This is a genomic window from Kaistella chaponensis, assembly GCF_900156725.1.
GTDB lineage: Bacteria > Bacteroidota > Bacteroidia > Flavobacteriales > Weeksellaceae > Kaistella > Kaistella chaponensis.
Window position 1 is genome coordinate 99,352 of record NZ_FTOI01000006.1, and the last position, 19,210, is coordinate 118,561.

Below are 19,210 nucleotides of genomic sequence, written 5' to 3' on the forward strand. Positions count from 1 at the left end.
ATATAAATTATAGCATGAAAATAGTATCTTTTACGGTCGCGCTTTTTTGTTCCGGTTTTTTTACCGCACAAGCGAAACAAGACAACATTAAGCAAAAAAACATTGAAGAAGTAGTAGTAATCGGCAAAAAACCTACGGTAGAAAGTAAAGCAGACAGAACTGTTTTCAATGTTGCGAACAGCTCTATCCTTGCGGGAAACACTACTTGGGACGTGCTTCGAATGACGCCATTGGTAAGTATCGATAGTAATGATGTGGTAAAAGCTGAAGGCGAAAGTGTAACGGTTTATATTAATGATCGAAAATCGATTTTTACCGGCAAAGAATTAAAGGAATATTTACAAACGATTCCCGCCGAAAATCTTCTGAAAATTGAGGTCATTACAAGTCCTTCCGCGAAATATGAAACCACCGGTGAAGTGATTAATATCGTACTGAAAAAGCTTACGAATGAGGGAATAAAAGGTAGTGCAACATTCAACAATTCACAGAACGCTAAAAATTCACAATATTCTAATCTCAATATTAATTATCATAAAAGAAGTTTTACACAGTCATTGACAGGAAGTTATAACGACAACTCCCGGATTTCTAAAAACGAAAGTGAAAATTTGCTTTACGCTTCAAATGCCGTAACCAAAATTGATACAGAAAGTACTGAATTAGGAAAAATGCCTTCCTTTTCTTCGGCTTCAGAATTAGAACTTGACGAAAAAAACACCATTGGTTTAATTTTAGAATTTGCCCAAAACAACAGGAATACTTTTTCTAACACAATAGCGAACAACTCCATCAATAATAGTATACAATATTCGTATTTGCAGGATCAAAATCTAAGTGGGTACAATCGCAACCTTGGAAATAATATTTTTTACAAATATTATGATAAAGAAAAAAATAAAATTTTAGATATCAACGCCGGATTCAATTACGATTCCACTGCAGATACGAATGATCATATTCTCTATTTTAGCAACAATCCAATTCCCACAGGAAACCGAATTATTGCCAATAATGAAAACAGAGAATATTACCTGAAAGCTGACTATTCGCAAAACCTCGGGAAATCGAATATCGCTTTTGAAGGTGGCGGAAAAATGGATTTTCGAAACAATGCAATTCCCTACCAATATTCTAATCTAACCGATAACGAATTTATTTTTGACGGAAACAGAAGCAACGATTTTCATTACACCGAAAATCTCAACGCGCTATATGTGAATTTTTCAAAAACTTTTTTCAAAAAATTAGAAACGAGAATTGGATTAAGATATGAATCTATTCATTTTAAAATCAGACAAACTGTCGGTAACGTTGAAAAAACAGATTCTTATGGAACTTTTCTTCCTAGTTTATTGTTAAAATATTCCTTCTCTGAAAATTACACTGTAAGCGCAACATACAATCACAATTTGTGGCGACCGTGGTATTCGGAGTTTAATCCTTTTTTATTACCCAATGATGATGGTAATTTTTACCGCGGAAATTTGGATCTTCAACCGAATCCAAGCGATCGAGTTGGGTTGAAACTGGGACTCTTTAAAAAATATTTTATTTCTGCCAATTATTCATTTACGGATCAGGATTATTGGGATAGTTATATCATTGAAAACGGAAACACAATTTCAATGCCTGCGAATTTTAATGGAAAATCGGAGCGATATTCCTTAAATTTCAATACGAATCAATCTTTTTTAAAAAATAAACTGAGCGTAAACTTGAATTTTGGTCTTAATTACAGCGATAACAGTAATTTTAATCAAAGAAATAATCTGGAGATCGAAAATTACATTACCAATTTCAATGGTTCATCTAATATTTCCTACACCAATCTATTCAACAAAGACATCAATTTCAATGCGTGGATTGGTGTTTTTTCCGAAAACAATGGAAATACCTTCAATAACAAACCGAATGTTTTCCATAATATGTCGGTCACCAAAATTTTTAAAGAGCTCGGTTTAGAAACCACTTTAAGATTGGTAAATCCATTTGCCAAACTAAAATTTGACAATACGACTTATGCGCCGATCGGAACTTTTAGAACCAAGTCGGAACTCGATTATCATGGGTTTTCTTTTTCCATAGTGAAACGTTTCGGTAATCAAAAAGTAAAAGAAAATACGAAAACCGAAGTTGAAAAAGAGAGCGGTGGCGGAAAATAATCAAAAAAAAAGGAAGTAGAATTGAGCTACTTCCTTTTTTTATACTTTTCATTTATAATGATTACTCCCACTCGATCGTTGCAGGTGGTTTGCTCGAAATATCATAAGCAACCCGATTGATTCCGCGAACTTCGTTGATGATTCTGCTGGAAACAGTATCTAAAAACTCGTACGGAAGTCGGCTCCAAGTTGCCGTCATAAAATCAGTTGTATTTGCAGAACGAACTACGGCGGTATATTCGTAGGTTCTTTCGTCGCCCATTACTCCGACAGATTTCACAGGAAGCAAAACGACGAACGCTTGCGAAACTTTTTCGTACAAATCATTTTTGTATAATTCTTCGATGAAAATATCATCGGCTTCTTGTAAAATTCTCACTTTATCTTCATCAACCGCGCCGAGAATTCTGATTCCTAAACCTGGACCAGGAAAAGGATGTCGGTTGACTAAGTGAGCCGGAATTCCCAACTCCACTCCTACTTTTCTAACCTCATCTTTGAACAATTCTCGCAAAGGTTCCAACAATTCAAAATCCATTTCTTCGGGAAGTCCACCTACATTGTGATGAGATTTTATAACCGCAGAAGGTCCTTTTACAGATTGACTTTCTATCACATCTGGATAAATGGTTCCTTGTGCTAAAAATTTCGCGCCCTCAATTTTGTGAGATTCTTCATCGAAAACTGCGACAAATTCATTCCCAATAATTTTTCTTTTTTCTTCAGGATCTGAAATATCTTTTAATTTGGATAAAAATCTTTCGGAAGCATCGATCATTTTAATTTTCAAATTAAAATGTTCGCCGTAATTCTCCATCACTTTATTACCTTCATCTTTTCTCAGAAGTCCTGTATCTACAAAGATACACTGCAACTGATCGCCGATTGCTCTGTGAATTAAAACTGCCGCAACGGAAGAATCTACACCGCCCGAAAGTCCTAAAATCACTTTTTGTTGTCCCACTTTTGCTTTGATATCTGCAATGGTTTCATCAATATAATTGGTGAGTTTCCAGCTTTTTGGAGCATCGCAGATTTTGAATATAAAATTTTCAAGCATTTTTGCGCCTTCTTCGGTGTGGGAAACTTCCGGATGAAATTGAACGCAATAAATATGCTTGGATTCATTGGAAATCGCAGAAATAACATCGGTCATTCCATTGATATTAAATCCTTCGGGAAGGCTTTCTACTTCATCGAAATGGCTCATCCAAACAGTGGAATTGCGACTAACGCCAGAAAGCAAATCATTGGATTTTTGAATTTCAAGTTGTGCTTTTCCGTATTCTCCTTTGATTCCTTTTTTTACGGTTCCTCCCAATAAATGAGTGATGAGTTGCATCCCGTAACAAATTCCTAAAATGGGAATGTTTTTTTCGAGCAAAGATTTTTCTACAAGATGCGCATTTTCTGCGTTCACAGAACTTGGTCCACCAGAAAGTATGATTCCCGATGGATTTTTTGCCACAATTTCTTCTACAGGTGTGTTGAAAGGAATTACTTCTGAATATACGCCATGTTCTCGTATTCTTCTGGCGATTAATTGATTGTATTGAGAACCAAAGTCGAGGATGATGATGCCTTTTTGCATTGTATTATGATTAATGAGTGATGGATGATAAGTGAAGAGATTGGGTGGCAAATATTTCTTTTGTTTTCTTGGCTCTTTCTGTATTGTTCTCGGCTGTCTTTTTGAAAAAAAAATGGGTTTTAGACCAAAATTTCTAGCCCTGATCGCAGCGGCATCCTTTTTTGCCATGAGATTGCTTTGTTCTTTGCAATGATTTTCTGGCAAAAAAGATACAGCGGAGAGCAGGATTAAGCTTCAAAAAAAAATTAAAAAAAAAGACGTAAAAATCACGCCCTTTTTATTTTTAGAATTTACCGATGTCTTCTCTGTAAAACGCGTAATCGAATTGAATTTTCAATGCATCGTCATACACTTTTTTTCGAGCATTTTCGAATGTATCGCCTGTTGCTACGACGCTTAAAACGCGACCGCCGGATGTTACAATTGCATCTCCGGAATTGCTTGCACCTGCAAAAAGAATCTGGCTGTCTTTTACTTTATCTAGATTTTTGATCTCAAATCCGGTTTCAATTTGCCGCGGATAACCGCCGGAACACATTACGAGACAAACTGCTTTTTCGTCTTTAAATTTCAGGTCTATTTCTTTTCCTTCTAAGCAATCCAAAATAACGTCGAGCAGATTATTTTCCATCAAAGGCAAAATCACCTGAGTTTCGGGATCGCCCAATCTCATGTTGTACTCGAGAAGGTAAGTTCCGTCGTTGGTTACCATTAAACCAAAGAAAATAAATCCTTTGAAATGAATTCCGGCACGCTCTAATCCTGCTAAAGTTGGAGCTAAAATATTTTCTTCGAAATCATTGTAATGAGCTGTTGTAAATTCTGGACTTGGAGCTACACTTCCCATTCCACCGGTGTTTGGACCTTTGTCGCCATTTCCGACTTTTTTATAATCTTTTACGGGAATGCACGGGAAAAGTTTTTTACCGTTGGCAAAAGCGATGATGGAAGCTTCAAAACCTCGTAAATATTCTTCGATGACCAACTGAATTCCGGCGTCGCCATAAATTCTTTCGATCATAAATCGGTGAATGGTTAATTCAGCTTCGGCTAAATCCGTCGCAATGACTACTCCTTTTCCACCAGCAAGACCACTTGCTTTGATAACGAGGGGAAATTTCTGAGTTTTTACATAATCCATCGCATCCTGATAAGCATCGAAAACTACGGCTTTTGCGGTTTTGATGTTATTGGTCTGCATGAATTTTTTGGAGAAAGCCTTGCTTCCTTCCAATTCTGCAGTTCTTTTTCGAGGACCGAAAATTTTCAGTCCGTGTTCTTTAAAATCATCCACGATTCCTTCTACCAAAGGAGCTTCTGGACCAACAATGGTAAGATCTATTCTTTCTTTGAGGGCAAAATTCCGTAAAGCGACTACACTTTTCTCATATACATTTTGACCAAGTTTGGCGGTGGTTGCATTTCCATTTGCGAAATACATTTTCGAAATTCTACTGTCGCCCTGCAATTTCATTGCGATTGCAGATTCTCTTGCGCCGTTACCTACGATTAATATTTTCATTTTTAGTTTGCTTGTTTAGTGTTTTACAAAATTACTAATTTGTAAATGGATTTCAAATTTAGTTTACAGAAAGTTTCCTAATTTATTGTTGAATGGCAAATCAATGCAGGAAATGGCGTATTCCGGTGAACATCATGGGAATTCCGTGTTCGTTTGCAGCTTCGATGCTTTCTTCATCGCGCATACTTCCACCAGGTTGAATGATTGCTTTGATGCCTTCTTTTGCGCAAAAATCGACCACATCTCGAAACGGGAAAAACGCATCTGAAGCCAAAACCAAATCCCCGGAAAATTTCTCTTTCGCTCTTTCTACGGCGTGTTCTGTTGCCCAAATTCGGTTCACCTGTCCGCCACCAATTCCTAAAGCTTGGTACCCATTTGAAACAACAATCGCATTCGATTTCACATATTTTACAACGCGCTGTGCAAATAAAAGTGCTTTTTCCTGTTCTTGAAAAGGCTTGAAAACAGTCACCGTTTCTATTTTTTCTGAAAAGATATTGTCATTATCCTGAACCAAAATTCCACCATCTACTTTAACCCAAGTCTGTTGATCAGAAACAGGATTTTTGATTTTAATGATTCTTAGATTTTTCTTTTTTCTTAAAATTTCTAAGGCTTCATCCTCAAAATCTGGAGCCATCACGATTTCCAAAAAGGTTTTATTCAATTCTTCCGCAGTTCCTGCATCTACTTTAAAATTCATTCCAATAATTCCGCCAAAGATGGAAACAGGATCACATTCGAAGGTTTTTTTATAGGTTTCTACGGCGGTTGTTCCTACGGCAACTCCGCATGGTGTAGAATGTTTTACAGCGCAACACGCCATTTCTTCTTTGAATTCCTGAACAACTTTCCAACATAGATCCATATCCCGAAGATTGTTGAAGGACAATTCTTTTCCGCCCAAAATTTCGAAATCTTTCATTGCACCGTTATCTGTCGTGGAAACATAATAAGCTGCAGTTTGATGCGGGTTTTCACCATATCGGAGGTCAGAAACTTTCTTGTAAGAAGCATTCAAATAGTGTGGATATTCTTCATCTAAAAGCATTTTTGAAATCGCAGCATCATACGCTGAAGTTAGGTTAAAGACTTTTCCTGCCAATTTCTTTCTGGTTTCTAAAGTCGTTTCCCCTGTTTCTGTAATTTCCTGTTGAACTTTTGCATAATCTTCAACATCGGTAATGACGGTCACCGAATTGTAATTTTTTGCACCAGAACGCAACATGGATGGTCCACCAATATCGATAAATTCTACTTTTTCATCTAGAGAAATATCGGAGTTTGCATTTTCGAAAAAGGGATATAAATTAACAATCACCATATCGATCAAACCTATTTCGTGATTCTGCACGGTTTTCATGTGTTCCTCATTCGTACGAACGGCGAGTAAACCACCGTGAACTTTTGGATGCAAAGTTTTCACGCGACCATCTAACATTTCTGGGAAATCGGTGATTTCATCGATTTGAATTGGATTTAAACCGGCTTCTTTTAAATGTTTAAAAGTTCCACCAGTGGAAATCAATTCATAATTTTTTTCTTCTAAAAATTTTGCAAAATCGGTGAGTCCAGATTTATCGGAAACGGAGATGAGTGCTCTTTTTTTTGACATTTTTCTTTCTTTTTACTTTTTATTAGATTCCGTTCTTTCACCAACGGATTTTTTTATGTTGTCAAAGGGATTCACCCTTTGCTGTTGATAACTTTCAAAGGGCTTCACCCTTTGCTGTTGATAACTTTCAAAGGGCTTCACCCTTTGCTGTTGATAGCGCCACTTCGTGGCTTGGTTATTATCCTTTATTTAGAACCAAGTTGATCGCTTTTGGAAAAATTTCAAATTCTACTTCGTGAATTTTTTGGGCTAAAGTTTCTACCGTTTCATTTTCTGCTACTGGAAATGATTTTTGAAGGATGATTTCGCCTTCATCTATTCCGGATGTCACGTAATGAACTGTTGCACCACTTTCTTTTTCCTGAGCTTCCAAAACTGCTTTGTGAACGTGATTTCCCCACATTCCTTTTCCGCCAAATTTGGGAAGTAAAGCGGGATGAATATTAATAATTTGGCCTTCAAATGATTCGCAAAAATCTTTAGATAATATGGATAGAAATCCTGCAAGTACAATTAAATCTGAATTTTCGGGCAGAATATTTTTTAAATCTGAAGAAAAAGATTTTCCTCTAGGAATTAATTGAGCAGAAATGCCATGTTTTTTGGCACGTTCTAAACCGAAACATTCACGATCAGCGATTACTAAAGAAATCTGCGCATTTTGAATGGCTCCACTTTCAATACAGTCGATAATTCTTTGCAAATTGGTTCCTCCCCCAGAAACTAAAACAACGATATTTTTCATAATAATGTAACAATATATCAATTTAACAGTGTAACAATGATTAGTACATTGCTATATTGCTCAATTTTTACATTAAAATTATTTTCTCCGGACCTTCCGTAATTTCCCCGATTTCGTAGGCATCTTCTACAAGATTCAGAACTTTTTCTGCATGTTTTTCATCAACGACTACGACCATTCCCACTCCCATATTGAAGGTTCCGTACATTTCCATTCGATCAATATTTCCGCGTTTTTCCAGTTCGAGCATTACGGTTGGAATTTTGATTTTGGAAGTTTCAATGGTTGCACAAAGATTTTCAGGAATGATTCGTGGAATATTTTCGATAATTCCGCCACCTGTAATATGCGCAATTCCACAAAGTTCCACTTCTTCTAAGATTTTGTGAATCGGTTGATAATACAATCTTGTTGGAATAAGTAGTGTTTCGTTTAGTGGTTTTCCTTCAAAATCTTCATTGAAATCTGGAAAAATTTTTCTTACCAATGAAAAACCATTGGAGTGAAATCCGGAACTTGGTAGGGCGATAATTTTACATCCTTTTTTAATATTTGAACCATCAATTATTTGGTCTTTTTCGACAATTCCGACGCAAAAACCTGCAACATCATAATCACCTGGATTGTACATTCCGGGCATTTCTGCGGTTTCACCACCAATCAATGCACAGTTGTTGTCTTTGCAGGCTTTCACCATTCCCATCACAATTTCTGCAGCGATATCTGCATCTAATTTTCCACACGCTAAATAATCGAGGAAAAACAGAGGTTTCGCTCCGTGACAAATAATATCATTTGCACACATTGCAAAGCAGTCTACCCCAATAGAATCGTATTTTTTGGAATCCAAAGCGACTTTCAGCTTGGTTCCTACTCCATCAGTACCGGAAACCAAAACAGGATTTTTGTATCCCGCGATTTCGTAAAAAGCTCCGAAACTTCCGAGGTTATTTAGCACATTTGAATTGTGGGTTTCGGCAACAGCGGATTTTATTTTATCGACTGTTTTGTAACCTTCTTCCTTATCAACTCCAGCTGATTTATAGGTATTGCTCATTATTGTATAAAAATTAAAATCTGAATTGTTTGTATTTGCATATTTTAAAGCCTCACAAATAAAAAATAAAAAAGCCGACAATCATTCTGATAGTCGGCTTTTTCTTTATTTTACAGCGAAAATTACACTTCCATATTTTTGGAATTTTCCTTTGGGTGAATTAAATTTTCGCATTTTCACTTTAAAAAATTTTGTTCTGCGAAAATAAGATTTTTAAATGAATTTCCAAAAGTGTTTTTTCAAAAATTGATTTTTACTGCAATTCGATGGCTACAATTTCGAGTAAAAGCATATTTTTGTGCAACTTAAAAATTTACAATATGGCTTCAGGATTTTTTGCAATTTTAGATGATATTGCTGCTTTGATGGATGATGTAGCGGTGACTGCGAAATTAGCGACTCAAAAAACCGCGGGGATTTTGGGGGATGACCTTGCAGTAAATGCGGAAAAGGCAACCGGTTTTCTGGAATCGCGGGAGATTCCTGTCTTGATGAAGATTATGAAAGGCTCATTCATCAATAAACTCATCATCGTTCCCGTAGTTTTTCTACTGCAGTGGCTTTATGAGCCGGCCATCACTATCATTTTGATATTCGGGGGATTTTATTTGGCTTACGAAGGTGTAGAAAAAATCATCGAATTTATATTTCACCGAAGTAAAAAAGGGCATGAAGTGATCGAAGAATCAGTTATAACTGATGAGGATGGTGAAGAACTAGAAAAATCCAAGATCAAATCAGCAGTCACAACAGACTTTATTTTATCGCTGGAAATTGTAATTATAGCACTGGCTTCAGCAAAAGTAGGTTATGAAGATTTAAAATCACAATTCAGTCCTTTACTTGTAGAAATTGTGACCGTTTCTATTGTTGCGATCATTGCTACGATTGGAGTTTACGGAATTGTCGCCTTAATCGTGCGAATGGATGATGCAGGTTATAAAATTATTAAAAAATCAAAAAAAGAAACCGGTTTTTTAGTGTCGGTTGGTAATTTTCTGGTGAATGCTTTACCTTGGGTAATAAAGGGTTTAGCAGTGGTAGGAACTGTTGCTTTAATATTGGTTGCAGGCGGAATTTTTGTTCATAATATCGAGTGGATTCATCACCATTTTCTTCCAAACATTAATTCATCCGTTAGAGAGGCATTAGCTGGAATTATTGGAGGCCTGATTGCAATTCCTATTTTTACGCTCGGAAGCAAGGCATTATCACTCGTCAAAAAAAAATAACATTTAAAGATATAAAAAAGCCAGTAGAAGATCTATTCCACTGGCTTTTCTTATTTTCTCAACTGAAATTCTTACCGTTTTTCAATTTTGAATTAAATGATCCGCTTTACTAAAATTCCATCGGAACTTCCATTAACAGGATTTCTGAATCTGAGGTAGCTTCTAAAGTAAACCGGTTGGTTTCCCAAGTTCCCAATCCGTCTCTGGTTCCTAAATTTTGGTCGCCTACTTTTGCGGAACTTTTCAAAACAAAGATATAGACGCCGTTTTTAGGATCGTGCAACTGATATTCTTTAGAATTTCCGTTGTCGAATTTTGCTAAATTAAACCAGGCATTTTGATGAATCCAAACACCTTCATCCTCGGGATTTGGAGAAAGGATTTGTTGAAAATCATTTAATTTTTCGCCCTCTTTAATGCTGATTTGATCATAACGCGGTTCCACATTCATTTGATTGGGGATGATCCAAATCTGCAAAAATTTTACGATTTCATCTTTATTTTTGTTGTATTCGCTGTGCTTCACGCCGGTTCCTGCACTCATTACCTGGATTTCGCCTTTCTTGATTAAGGCAGTTGTTCCCATGGAATCTTTGTGTTCCAAAACTCCTTCGAGGGGAATTGAAATAATTTCCATATCACGATGTGGATGCGTTCCGAAACCCATTCCGGAAGCTACCTGATCATCATTCAAAACCCTTAAAACCCCAAAATTCATTCTTTCTGGATTTTGGTAATTGGCGAAACTGAATGTGTGATGGGATTTCAACCAACCGTGATCGGCGAAACCTCTGGAATCTGCTTGGTGATAAACTGTTTTCATATTTATTCAATTTAATTATTATCGATTTTCTCTTACAAAAGTACCACCTTAAAGATGCAAAAATATTGATTTAGGGTAAGAACTGACTGCCTTGAAATTCGATCAAAAAAAAATCCGCCAAAAAAGCGGATCTCAATTTTAAAATAACGTGCTGCTAAAAGTGCACCTGTTGAATTTCATTTTCTAATTCTTTAGGCGTATCACTTTCTTCATTTTTAATGAGAAACATGGTTACTGCTGCAGCAATCAACATACAAACTCCGCCTACTACGACGTAATCCATCGCCATGTTTCCAAAAAGATTTTTCACAACTGGTCCGCCAAAAATACCATTGATGATTTGTGGCATTACAATAAAGAAATTAAAAATCCCCATATAAACACCCATTTTTCTTAGAGGAATGGCATCAATCAACATTGCATACGGCATTGCCAAAATACTTGCCCACGCAAAACCTAAACCTATCATGGAAATCCATAACATTCCGGTGTCTTTGATAAAAAACATTGAAATCAATCCCAAACCTCCGCAAAACAAGGCTAAAGCATGGGTTTGCTTTTTACCAATTTTCTTAGCGATAGGCGTTAAAAGGAAGGCAAAAGGAATCGCAAACAAATTGTAAAGTCCGAATAAATGCCCGGTTAAATCACCGGCTTTGTTGAATTCTAAAGATTTGGTATCATCTGGTGAAAGTCCGAATTGATGGGTCGCTAAAGCACTTGTTGTAAAAACCCACATCGTAAATAAGGCAAACCAAGAAAAGAATTGAACGATTCCCAATTTCTTCATTAAGGCAGGAATATTGGCAAAATCCTTGAACATATCGGTAAATTTGGAAGGCTCTTCGCCGCCTTCTTTTTCGCCAGCAAATTCTGCAAATTCTTTCGGTGAATATTCTCGGGTAGTAAAAATGGTGTACAAAATTGAAATCATTAAGACCGCTGCTCCTACATAAAATGCGTATATAACGTTATCTGCAACGAAACCTTCCGGAGCAACATTAGAAACCCCTAACTTCGTAAGCCAATTTGGCATTTCAGATCCAATCACGGCACCGACACCAATTAAAATAGTTTGAATAGAAAAACCTAAAGTTCCCTGATGTTTAGGCAACATGTCTCCGACCAAAGCGCGGAAAGGTTCCATCGCAATATTAACGGAAAAATCCATCATTGCTAAGAAAATCACGGCCAATAATAATACATTTGCCGCAATCAAGTGCGTAACGGAAGCAGCGTTGGGTAAAAGGACCAAACCTATGGCGCACAAAACGGCACCGATTAGAAAATAAGGTTTTCTTCGTCCAAGTGGACTCCACGTGTTATCTCCCATGTGACCGATGATTGGCTGTACAATTAATCCCGTAATTGGCGCAACGAGCCAGAACCAAGAAAGTTCGTGAACATCTGCACCTAAATTGGCGAGGATCCTACTTGCATTTCCGTTTTGTAACCCAAAAGCCATTTGAATTCCGAGAAAACCCATACTCATGTTGATAATTTGAGCGATGGAAAGATTTGGTTTTATTTTTTGAGACATATGTTTAGTGTTGGATGGTTGATGCTTGATGCTTGATGCTTGATGCTTGATGCTTGATGGTTGATGGTTGATGGTTGATGGTTGAAAATTAAATTAATTTTTCTTTAAATTGGAAATCATTGGATCTTCGATGGGTGATTTTATTTTGATGACCTCATCATTAACATCGTTTGGAATGGTTTGCGATAAAACATATTGTTTAATTTTCCATTGGTTTCCTGTTTTTTCGAGAACTCCACTTCCTCTACAAAGTTTCATTTGGGTATCGAGTAATTCATCGAACCAGGCGTATTTTCCATCAGAACTGAAGGAAATATTTCTTTTTAACGAAGTAAAACTCCAAGCTTTTCCTTTATCAAAAAAAGGTTTAGACCAATCCATGAACTCCTTTTTGTTCCAGACTTCCGTAGCATCCGTTCCGATAAAGCTGGATTCTGTGGCGAAAAGATCGAAATAGTTTTTATAGTCTGCATTCGCTGCAAAAGCGTTGAGATCATCTAAAACTTTGGAAACATTTTTTTTCTGCACATTTTCATAAAACCCTTTCTTTTGAGAGAACAATGAATTTGAAAGAAGCAGAAAACACGTAATTACTGTGAAAGCGATATTTTTATTCATAATCATTAAAGTTATAGATGCGTCGAGAAACTCAGCATGGCAATTGAAATCTAAACCGATTTTATTTTTGAAGTTCTAAAATTAGGGAAGATTTTCCGGAAACAGTCATTTTATTTTCACTTGAAATGGAGAATTCTTTTCCGGAAATAACGTCTTTTCCTTTGGTAATTCCCTGTATGGATTCAGAGAAACGACTTAAATCAAGAGATTGGTCTTTTTCATTGTTATTAATGATGACCATTACGTTTTCCTTTTCATTAAATCTGAAGTACACATACACTTTTTCCTTCGGCATGTAATGTTTGGTTTTCCCGGAGTGAATCACATTTTTCCCTTTTCGCCAGTTCAGTAGTTTTTGGGTAAAATCATGAAATCCTTTCTGTTCTGCAGTCTGTGTTTTTGGATCAAAAGCGTTTTGAGAATCACCTTTCCAACCGCCAGGAAAATCCTTGCGAATATCTGCATCACCGCCTTTATTTTTATCGCCACGCATTCCGATCTCGGAACCGTAATAGATTTGGGGAATTCCGCGAACGGTCGCCATTAAAGTTAAAGCCATTTTGTAATACCGAAGATCTCCTTTAAAAATCTCATTAAACCTTTCTGTATCGTGGTTTTCAAAGAAGACGAGAATAGTATTAATGTTTGGATACAAAAAATCATTACCGAAAGAATTGTAAATTTTGATCATTCCTTTGTCCCAACTTTCTTCTTCTTTCAACGCATTTGGTAATTCGGTATACAGCGTAAAATCCATCACTGATGGAAGGTAAGAGTTGTAATTGTCAATGGCTGCAATCTTTGAATCTTTTTGCCAATAGGAAATATGCGCCGGATTATACATCCACGCTTCGCCGACAATATTAAATTTTGGGTATTCGTCGGTAATTGCTTTTGCCCATTTTGCCATGGCAATTTTATCGTTGTATGGATACGTATCTACTCGCAAACCTCCAAGTTCAGCGTATTCGATCCACCAAATTGCATTTTGCGTGAGATATTTCAAAACCAAAGGATCGCTTTGATTCAAATCCGGCATTGTGGTATCGAACCAACCGTTTAAAGCTTCCTGTTTATCGATCTCTGCAACATTGGTATCGAACTGGGAAGTTGTTCTGTAATTCGATCTTTTGAACCCATATTTTCCTTCGCCATCTTTGAATTGATGAATCCAGTCTTTGGTCGGTAAATCCTGAATCATCCAATGCGAAATTCCCCAATGATTGGTCACATAATCCTGAATCAGCATCATTCCCCGTTTTTGAAGGTTGCGGGAAAGCTCCAGATATTCTTCATTGGTTCCATAGCGTCCATCGATTTTGTACAAATCGGTTTGCGCGTAACCGTGATAAGAAGTTTTCTTTTCGTTGTCCTCATTTGCGGGAGTCAGCCAAAGTGCTGTTGCGCCCAAATTTTGCAAATAATCCAAATTGTTGATGATGCCACGCAAATCGCCGCCGTGTCTTCCGCTGGGTAAAGTCCGATCTGATTTTTCAGTTAAATTAGGTTGAGAATCGTTGGAAATATCGCCGTTTGCAAAACGATCGGGCATGATCAAATACATGACATCTTTGGAAGAAAAAGATTCCCGTTCTGCAGATTTTGGAATTCTATTCTTCAGTTCGTAGGTGTAAGAATCGAGGGTTTTATTTCCGTTTTTGAGATTGATTTTAAAAGATGAATTTTTAACCTCCTCAGTATTTACGGTGATGAAAACATAGTTTGGATTTTCAGTTTTCGTAAGGTTTTTGATCTGAATTTGATCGGAAAGTTCCACCTGATATTTGGAAATATCTTTTCCGTAAACGAGGATCTGAAGTTCAGGATTTTTCATTTTGTGCCACCAGAAAGCGGGTTCTACTTTTTGGATCTGGGCAAAGGAAAACACAGAAATGAGTAAAAATAAAAGAGTTTTTTTCATTTTTTTATTTTAGGGAAACCTTATAGGTTTTAAAAACCTATAAGGTTTGAATTATTTTATGAAATTGAATTAAATCTTGCGTATTTTCGAAAAAGCCCAGCATAAAATTCTTGCTTACTTTCGTAGATTTATTTGCATTCAAATACGCATTAAATGACGAATATTTCCATTCTTCCGAACTTTTAACGAATTGATGCTGCAAAGGAATTTGATGAATGTCTTTGAAAATATTTTTTAATTGACCTTCCTCATCTATTCTTTCTCTTTTAATATAATCAATAAACAAGGCACCTTTTCTCTGAAACATTTTGTTATATGCTTTTGAATAAGAATTGAGCAAATTGCTTATCGGTTGCATTAAAAATTTATGTTCCTGCTCCGCCGACATTTCGTTTTCGGGTAAATCGAAATGTTTAAAAATTTCATTTTTGGATCGAAAGCAAATCAATAAACTAAGCCGTTGAGGAACTAAACAATAAGCATATATTTCTAAATACGGAAGCAAGTATTTTGAAAGTTGCCTCAAAAAATAATCATAATTACCTTCTTTCCGAAAAATTAATTCATTTCCACTGACCCTTGTAAACAAATGATAAGTCTGCTCAAATTCAAAGTTTTCATAAAGAGAAGTTTTTGTTTCCATTTTCGAAATTTTACTTAAAACCTTATAGGTTTTAAAAACCTATAAGGTTTCCTACATTTCTACTTTACAGGCTTCACAGAAATCGCGTAACCACCGCTTCTCACTAATTTCATAGGAAGTTTGGATGTGCTGGTTACAGTTTTCTTATAGATTTTATATGATTGCGGATTTTTCACATAATCGGCATCGTCGCCATCTGCATAAACCGTGGCTTCATATTTTTTTCCTTTTGGCAGGAAAGAGAAATCTACGGTGTAATTTCTGGCGTTTTCATCGGTGATTCCGCCAACAAACCATTCGTCTTTTCCTTTGGTTTTTCTAGCAGTATGAATGTAATCTCCCGGTTCTGCTGATAAAATCTTGGTATCATCCCAATCTACCGCAACATCTTTGATGAATTGAAAAGCATCCATGTGTTTCGCGTAATTTTCGGGTAAATCTGCCGCCATTTGAAGCGGAGAATACATCACAACATACAGCGCTAACTGTTTCACCAAAGTGGTTTTCACAAAACGGGTGTCTCCAGGAAAGTAATAATCGAGTTTAGTTTGGAAAATTCCTGGAGTATAATCCATCGGTCCACCCATAAATCTGGTAAAAGGTAAAATCGTTTGGTGATCGGGATTATTTCCTCCGAAAGCTTCGAATTCTGTTCCACGAGCTGCTTCTGCACCGATCCAGTTTGGATAAGTACGGCTTAAACCGGTTGGACGAATTGATTCGTGAGAGTTCACCATGATTTTGTAATCGTTGGCTTTTTCTACAATTCTTTGGTAATGATTGATGGTCCACTGGGAAAAATGATGTTCACCACGTGGAATAATATTCCCTACATAACCGGTTTTCACGGATTCATACCCGTATTTATTCATTAATTGAAACGCTGGATCTGCCCATCTTTCGTAATTTGCCGCCGAACCTGAGGTTTCATGATGCATCATCAATTTTATATTTTTGGAATGTGCGTAATCGTTCAACATTTTAAGGTCGAAATCTGGATACGGCGTAATAAAATCAAAAACAAATTCTTTGCTGTGACCGAACCAATCTTCCCAACCGGTGTTCCAACCTTCGATGAGCAAAGCATCGAAACCATTTGCAGAAGCGAAATCGATGTATTCTTTCACTTTCGTGTTGTTCGCAGCGTGTTTTCCATTGGGCGTTAGTTTAGAAAAATCTGTTTTCCCGATGTGCACATTATTCGTGGTGGAATAAGACCAGTTTGATTTTCCGATGATCATTTCCCACCAAACACCCATGTATTTTGTGGGATGAATGTAGGAAGTGTCTTTGTACTGCGTTGGTTCATTTAGATTAAAAATCATCTTCGAAGCTAAAACCTCTTCAGCTTTTGGAGAAACGATAATGGTTCGCCACGGAGAAACGGCGGGAGTTTGGATATACCCTTTTGCGCCTTGTCCATCCGGAGTTAAATGGGTTTTAAATTTAAAATTGGTCGCATCAAGGTCGAGATTTGAAGCTGCGTAATTGATCACGGCAGCTTCTGAAATATTCATATACAGTTGATCTTTCCCTTCTTTTTTCAACATTAAAGGCATTTGCACGCCATTTTTAATTAAAGTTTGGGAGGCATTTCCATCATAAGAAGTGGGCCATTTTGCAGGAACTTCGGAGAGATTGGAAGTTTGGGTTGGATATTCCTCGGAATCATAATCTCCGGCAAGCCACCATGCTTTCATATCGGTCGGCAAATCGATCTCGGAATCTTCCTCTTTAATGATAAAATAATTGAGATTTTTCTGTTCAGGAAATTCATATCTAAAACCCAAACCATCATTAAACAAACGGAATTTCACGACAATATACCGATCGTTTGCTTTTTGGTTTAAAGTTACTGCCAATTCATTATAATGATTAATATAGGATTTTTTTTCGCCCATTATTGGATTCCAAGTTTCATCTTTGGTATCAAATTTTTCAGCAGTTTTGGTGAAACCGTTGTCTAAATTTTTGCCTTTTTGATCTTTATTTTCAATTTCTGAGGCAAATTGAATATTTCCATCTTTTAAAAGCCTTAAACCTAACTTAGAGTCTTCAACCACTGTTTTTCCCTCATATTTTAAGTTATAGTAAGGGACTCCTGTTTTCAATTGAAAATTCATTTCAAATTTACCATCGGGAGATTTTAAAGATTGAGCATTAGAAAGAAAAGTTCCTAATAAAAGAAAAAACACAGAAGTTTTCAAATTTTTCATCGTACAAATTTAAGATTCATTAAAAATAAAAAAACTGCTGCTATAAAGCAACAGTTTCTTTGGATTATAACGCTTTTTTTATAGTGGCGTAAGTTTATAAGTTCCCAATTTAACGTTTGCTGTAATTTTATACATATTACCACCACCATTAAACTTGATATTGTCATTATCTCCTTTTGGTCCTAAGAACCCAGAGTTTCCACCAGTGTGAATATTTCCCCAATCTAGTTCTCCCCAAGATTGCTGACCAATAAATTTGAATTCAGAATTATCTGGAATTGCGATGGAATATTCATAAAGACCATCTCCTACTTGGTTCATAGGGATCGCTGTAGTTGGGTTCCAACCTTGTATAGAACCTACCAAATAAAGATCAGTTGGTAAAGTTGGGATCGCAGAAGGAGTTACAGTAATGTTTCTTGAATTTTGATCAATCGTTATTTTGTACATTCCAGAATCGCCAGTAAATTTAATATTTTCATTTCCCGAAGCTTGTAAATTACTAGACCAAGTTGTGAAATACTTGTAGCTATCATTAATACCTGAAGCATTTAAACTGTAGTTAATTGGATTCCAAGCTTGTTGACCAAGAAATCTAAATAAGCCATCATTTTGCAAATAGGTATAAATTTCTGAAATATTATTGTTATTTTTCAACAATTGCGCTTTTGTATCGCTCCAACCAACAGCTGTTCCATCACCAACTAAATAGAAATCTACGTAAGCTGGTTGATAAGGAGTTACTTTGAATAGAACAATTTCAGAAGTTTTTGAAATATTTCCACCTGCAGAAGTTGTTGCTGCTGTTACACGAACCTGAACTTCACTTGCAACGCCCACTGCTAAACCTAATTTTAAAGCAGCATCATTGAGTTGAAAGTTAGTCCATATCAATTCTTTCACATCTGTAGTTGTTCCACCGGAAACAAATGAAGTAGAATTTTTTGGAGCAATTTCTACGTTATAGGTTACTGGTACTCCATAATCATAATCAGTCCATTTTACGGTAGCTGCATTTACGTTAGGATTTGCAGCATCTAAAACAATTGCTTGACCAACTGTTGGACTTGTAATTACAGGAATTGCAACAGGATAAGGAGTAATTCCCACTGAAATCATGTTGGAAACATTGGTTCCCGAAATTACTCTAATGTAAAGTAAAGTTTGTGTATACGGCGAAAATCCTTGTTGTAAAAGCGCAGTGTTTAAAGCACTAATGGTACTTGTGTATGCATTTTTTGTGGTAGTTGCAAAAGTTACAGGTGTTTTGAAATCTGCGGTTTTAGAAAATTGTACCGTATAAGTTCCAGTTGCACCATTTGCTGCATCCCAAGTTAAACGGAAACTGTTTCCATCCATTGTAGGATAAAGGGTGTTGCTGCTCAAAGTTGTATTATACAATTTTATTGAACTTTCTGTGCTGGTCCAGTTTTTATCAGCTTCATCTCTACATGAGTTTAGAAGAAGTAATGGTAAAAACAATACCATTAAAATTTTAAATATATTTTTCATGTTAAAT

At 36.4% G+C, this 19,210-nt stretch carries 14 protein-coding genes; 2 read left to right on the forward strand and 12 right to left on the reverse strand.

Going from position 1 to position 19,210, the window contains the following annotated elements:
- Positions 1-14 precede the first annotated feature (14 nt).
- A complete protein-coding gene (locus BW932_RS07850) occupies positions 15-2,165 on the forward strand; it encodes an outer membrane beta-barrel family protein (protein WP_076386939.1) in 2,151 nt (716 codons plus the stop codon).
- Positions 2,166-2,226: 61 nt separating this feature from the next.
- Here the strand turns inward: BW932_RS07850 and guaA are convergent, their stop codons facing one another.
- The 5 genes from guaA to purM all read right to left on the reverse strand — a co-directional run bounded on the left by guaA (position 2,227) and on the right by purM (position 8,698).
- The gene (gene guaA, locus BW932_RS07855) at positions 2,227-3,756 is read right to left on the reverse strand and encodes a glutamine-hydrolyzing GMP synthase (protein WP_076387024.1); all 1,530 of its coding nucleotides are present in this window, start codon (positions 3,754-3,756) and stop codon (positions 2,227-2,229) included.
- 283 nt (positions 3,757-4,039) lie between these two features.
- A complete protein-coding gene (gene purD / locus BW932_RS07860) occupies positions 4,040-5,278 on the reverse strand; it encodes a phosphoribosylamine--glycine ligase (protein WP_076386940.1) in 1,239 nt (412 codons plus the stop codon).
- A gap of 100 nt (positions 5,279-5,378) precedes the next feature.
- On the reverse strand, positions 5,379-6,896 hold the full coding sequence (gene purH, locus BW932_RS07865; protein WP_076386941.1) for a bifunctional phosphoribosylaminoimidazolecarboxamide formyltransferase/IMP cyclohydrolase: 1,518 nt from the start codon (positions 6,894-6,896) through the stop codon (positions 5,379-5,381).
- 178 nt (positions 6,897-7,074) lie between these two features.
- Positions 7,075-7,641, reverse strand: coding sequence for a phosphoribosylglycinamide formyltransferase (gene purN, locus BW932_RS07870; protein ID WP_076386942.1), 567 nt, complete (start codon positions 7,639-7,641; stop codon positions 7,075-7,077).
- Positions 7,642-7,708: 67 nt separating this feature from the next.
- Positions 7,709-8,698 (reverse strand): phosphoribosylformylglycinamidine cyclo-ligase, encoded by a 990-nt coding sequence (gene purM, locus BW932_RS07875; RefSeq protein ID WP_076386943.1) that lies wholly within the window; start codon positions 8,696-8,698, stop codon positions 7,709-7,711.
- Positions 8,699-9,018: 320 nt separating this feature from the next.
- On the opposite strand from purM, the gene BW932_RS07885 reads away from it, so the two are divergent.
- Complete coding sequence (locus BW932_RS07885; RefSeq protein ID WP_076386945.1) at positions 9,019-9,930, forward strand: DUF808 family protein; 912 nt, start codon at positions 9,019-9,021, stop codon at positions 9,928-9,930.
- 109 nt (positions 9,931-10,039) lie between these two features.
- Here BW932_RS07885 and BW932_RS07890 read toward each other — a convergent pair whose 3' ends face one another.
- From BW932_RS07890 to BW932_RS07920, 7 genes are all read right to left on the reverse strand, one after another.
- Positions 10,040-10,753 (reverse strand): pirin family protein, encoded by a 714-nt coding sequence (locus tag BW932_RS07890; RefSeq protein ID WP_076386946.1) that lies wholly within the window; start codon positions 10,751-10,753, stop codon positions 10,040-10,042.
- A 154-nt stretch (positions 10,754-10,907) separates the two neighbouring features.
- A complete protein-coding gene (locus tag BW932_RS07895; protein WP_076386947.1) occupies positions 10,908-12,293 on the reverse strand; it encodes an MFS transporter in 1,386 nt (461 codons plus the stop codon).
- A gap of 93 nt (positions 12,294-12,386) precedes the next feature.
- A complete protein-coding gene (locus tag BW932_RS07900; protein ID WP_076387025.1) occupies positions 12,387-12,911 on the reverse strand; it encodes a nuclear transport factor 2 family protein in 525 nt (174 codons plus the stop codon).
- A 61-nt stretch (positions 12,912-12,972) separates the two neighbouring features.
- The gene (locus BW932_RS07905) at positions 12,973-14,832 is read right to left on the reverse strand and encodes a glycoside hydrolase family 13 protein (protein WP_076386948.1); all 1,860 of its coding nucleotides are present in this window, start codon (positions 14,830-14,832) and stop codon (positions 12,973-12,975) included.
- Positions 14,833-14,869: 37 nt separating this feature from the next.
- Positions 14,870-15,475 carry a hypothetical protein gene (locus BW932_RS07910; protein WP_076386949.1) on the reverse strand — a complete coding sequence of 202 codons (606 nt, stop codon included), beginning with the start codon at positions 15,473-15,475 and terminating at the stop codon, positions 14,870-14,872.
- A gap of 59 nt (positions 15,476-15,534) precedes the next feature.
- On the reverse strand, positions 15,535-17,691 hold the full coding sequence (locus tag BW932_RS07915) for a glycoside hydrolase family 97 protein (RefSeq protein ID WP_076386950.1): 2,157 nt from the start codon (positions 17,689-17,691) through the stop codon (positions 15,535-15,537).
- Positions 17,692-17,769: 78 nt separating this feature from the next.
- The gene (locus BW932_RS07920) at positions 17,770-19,203 is read right to left on the reverse strand and encodes a SusE domain-containing protein (RefSeq protein ID WP_076386951.1); all 1,434 of its coding nucleotides are present in this window, start codon (positions 19,201-19,203) and stop codon (positions 17,770-17,772) included.
- Positions 19,204-19,210 lie beyond the last annotated feature (7 nt).

What these genes read in the sequence shown, in the direction of transcription:
- BW932_RS07915 (WP_076386950.1), bottom strand. Translation starts at nt 17,691, where the DNA reads ATGAAAAATTTGAAAACTTCTGTGTTTTTTCTTTTATTAGGAACTTTT.
- BW932_RS07885 (WP_076386945.1), top strand. Translation starts at nt 9,019, where the DNA reads ATGGCTTCAGGATTTTTTGCAATTTTAGATGATATTGCTGCTTTGATG.
- purD (WP_076386940.1), bottom strand. Translation starts at nt 5,278, where the DNA reads ATGAAAATATTAATCGTAGGTAACGGCGCAAGAGAATCTGCAATCGCA.
- BW932_RS07900 (WP_076387025.1), bottom strand. Translation starts at nt 12,911, where the DNA reads ATGAATAAAAATATCGCTTTCACAGTAATTACGTGTTTTCTGCTTCTT.
- guaA (WP_076387024.1), bottom strand. Translation starts at nt 3,756, where the DNA reads ATGCAAAAAGGCATCATCATCCTCGACTTTGGTTCTCAATACAATCAA.
- BW932_RS07905 (WP_076386948.1), bottom strand. Translation starts at nt 14,832, where the DNA reads ATGAAAAAAACTCTTTTATTTTTACTCATTTCTGTGTTTTCCTTTGCC.
- BW932_RS07890 (WP_076386946.1), bottom strand. Translation starts at nt 10,753, where the DNA reads ATGAAAACAGTTTATCACCAAGCAGATTCCAGAGGTTTCGCCGATCAC.
- purH (WP_076386941.1), bottom strand. Translation starts at nt 6,896, where the DNA reads ATGTCAAAAAAAAGAGCACTCATCTCCGTTTCCGATAAATCTGGACTC.
- BW932_RS07920 (WP_076386951.1), bottom strand. Translation starts at nt 19,203, where the DNA reads ATGAAAAATATATTTAAAATTTTAATGGTATTGTTTTTACCATTACTT.
- BW932_RS07910 (WP_076386949.1), bottom strand. Translation starts at nt 15,475, where the DNA reads ATGGAAACAAAAACTTCTCTTTATGAAAACTTTGAATTTGAGCAGACT.
- BW932_RS07850 (WP_076386939.1), top strand. Translation starts at nt 15, where the DNA reads ATGAAAATAGTATCTTTTACGGTCGCGCTTTTTTGTTCCGGTTTTTTT.
- BW932_RS07895 (WP_076386947.1), bottom strand. Translation starts at nt 12,293, where the DNA reads ATGTCTCAAAAAATAAAACCAAATCTTTCCATCGCTCAAATTATCAAC.
- purM (WP_076386943.1), bottom strand. Translation starts at nt 8,698, where the DNA reads ATGAGCAATACCTATAAATCAGCTGGAGTTGATAAGGAAGAAGGTTAC.
- purN (WP_076386942.1), bottom strand. Translation starts at nt 7,641, where the DNA reads ATGAAAAATATCGTTGTTTTAGTTTCTGGGGGAGGAACCAATTTGCAA.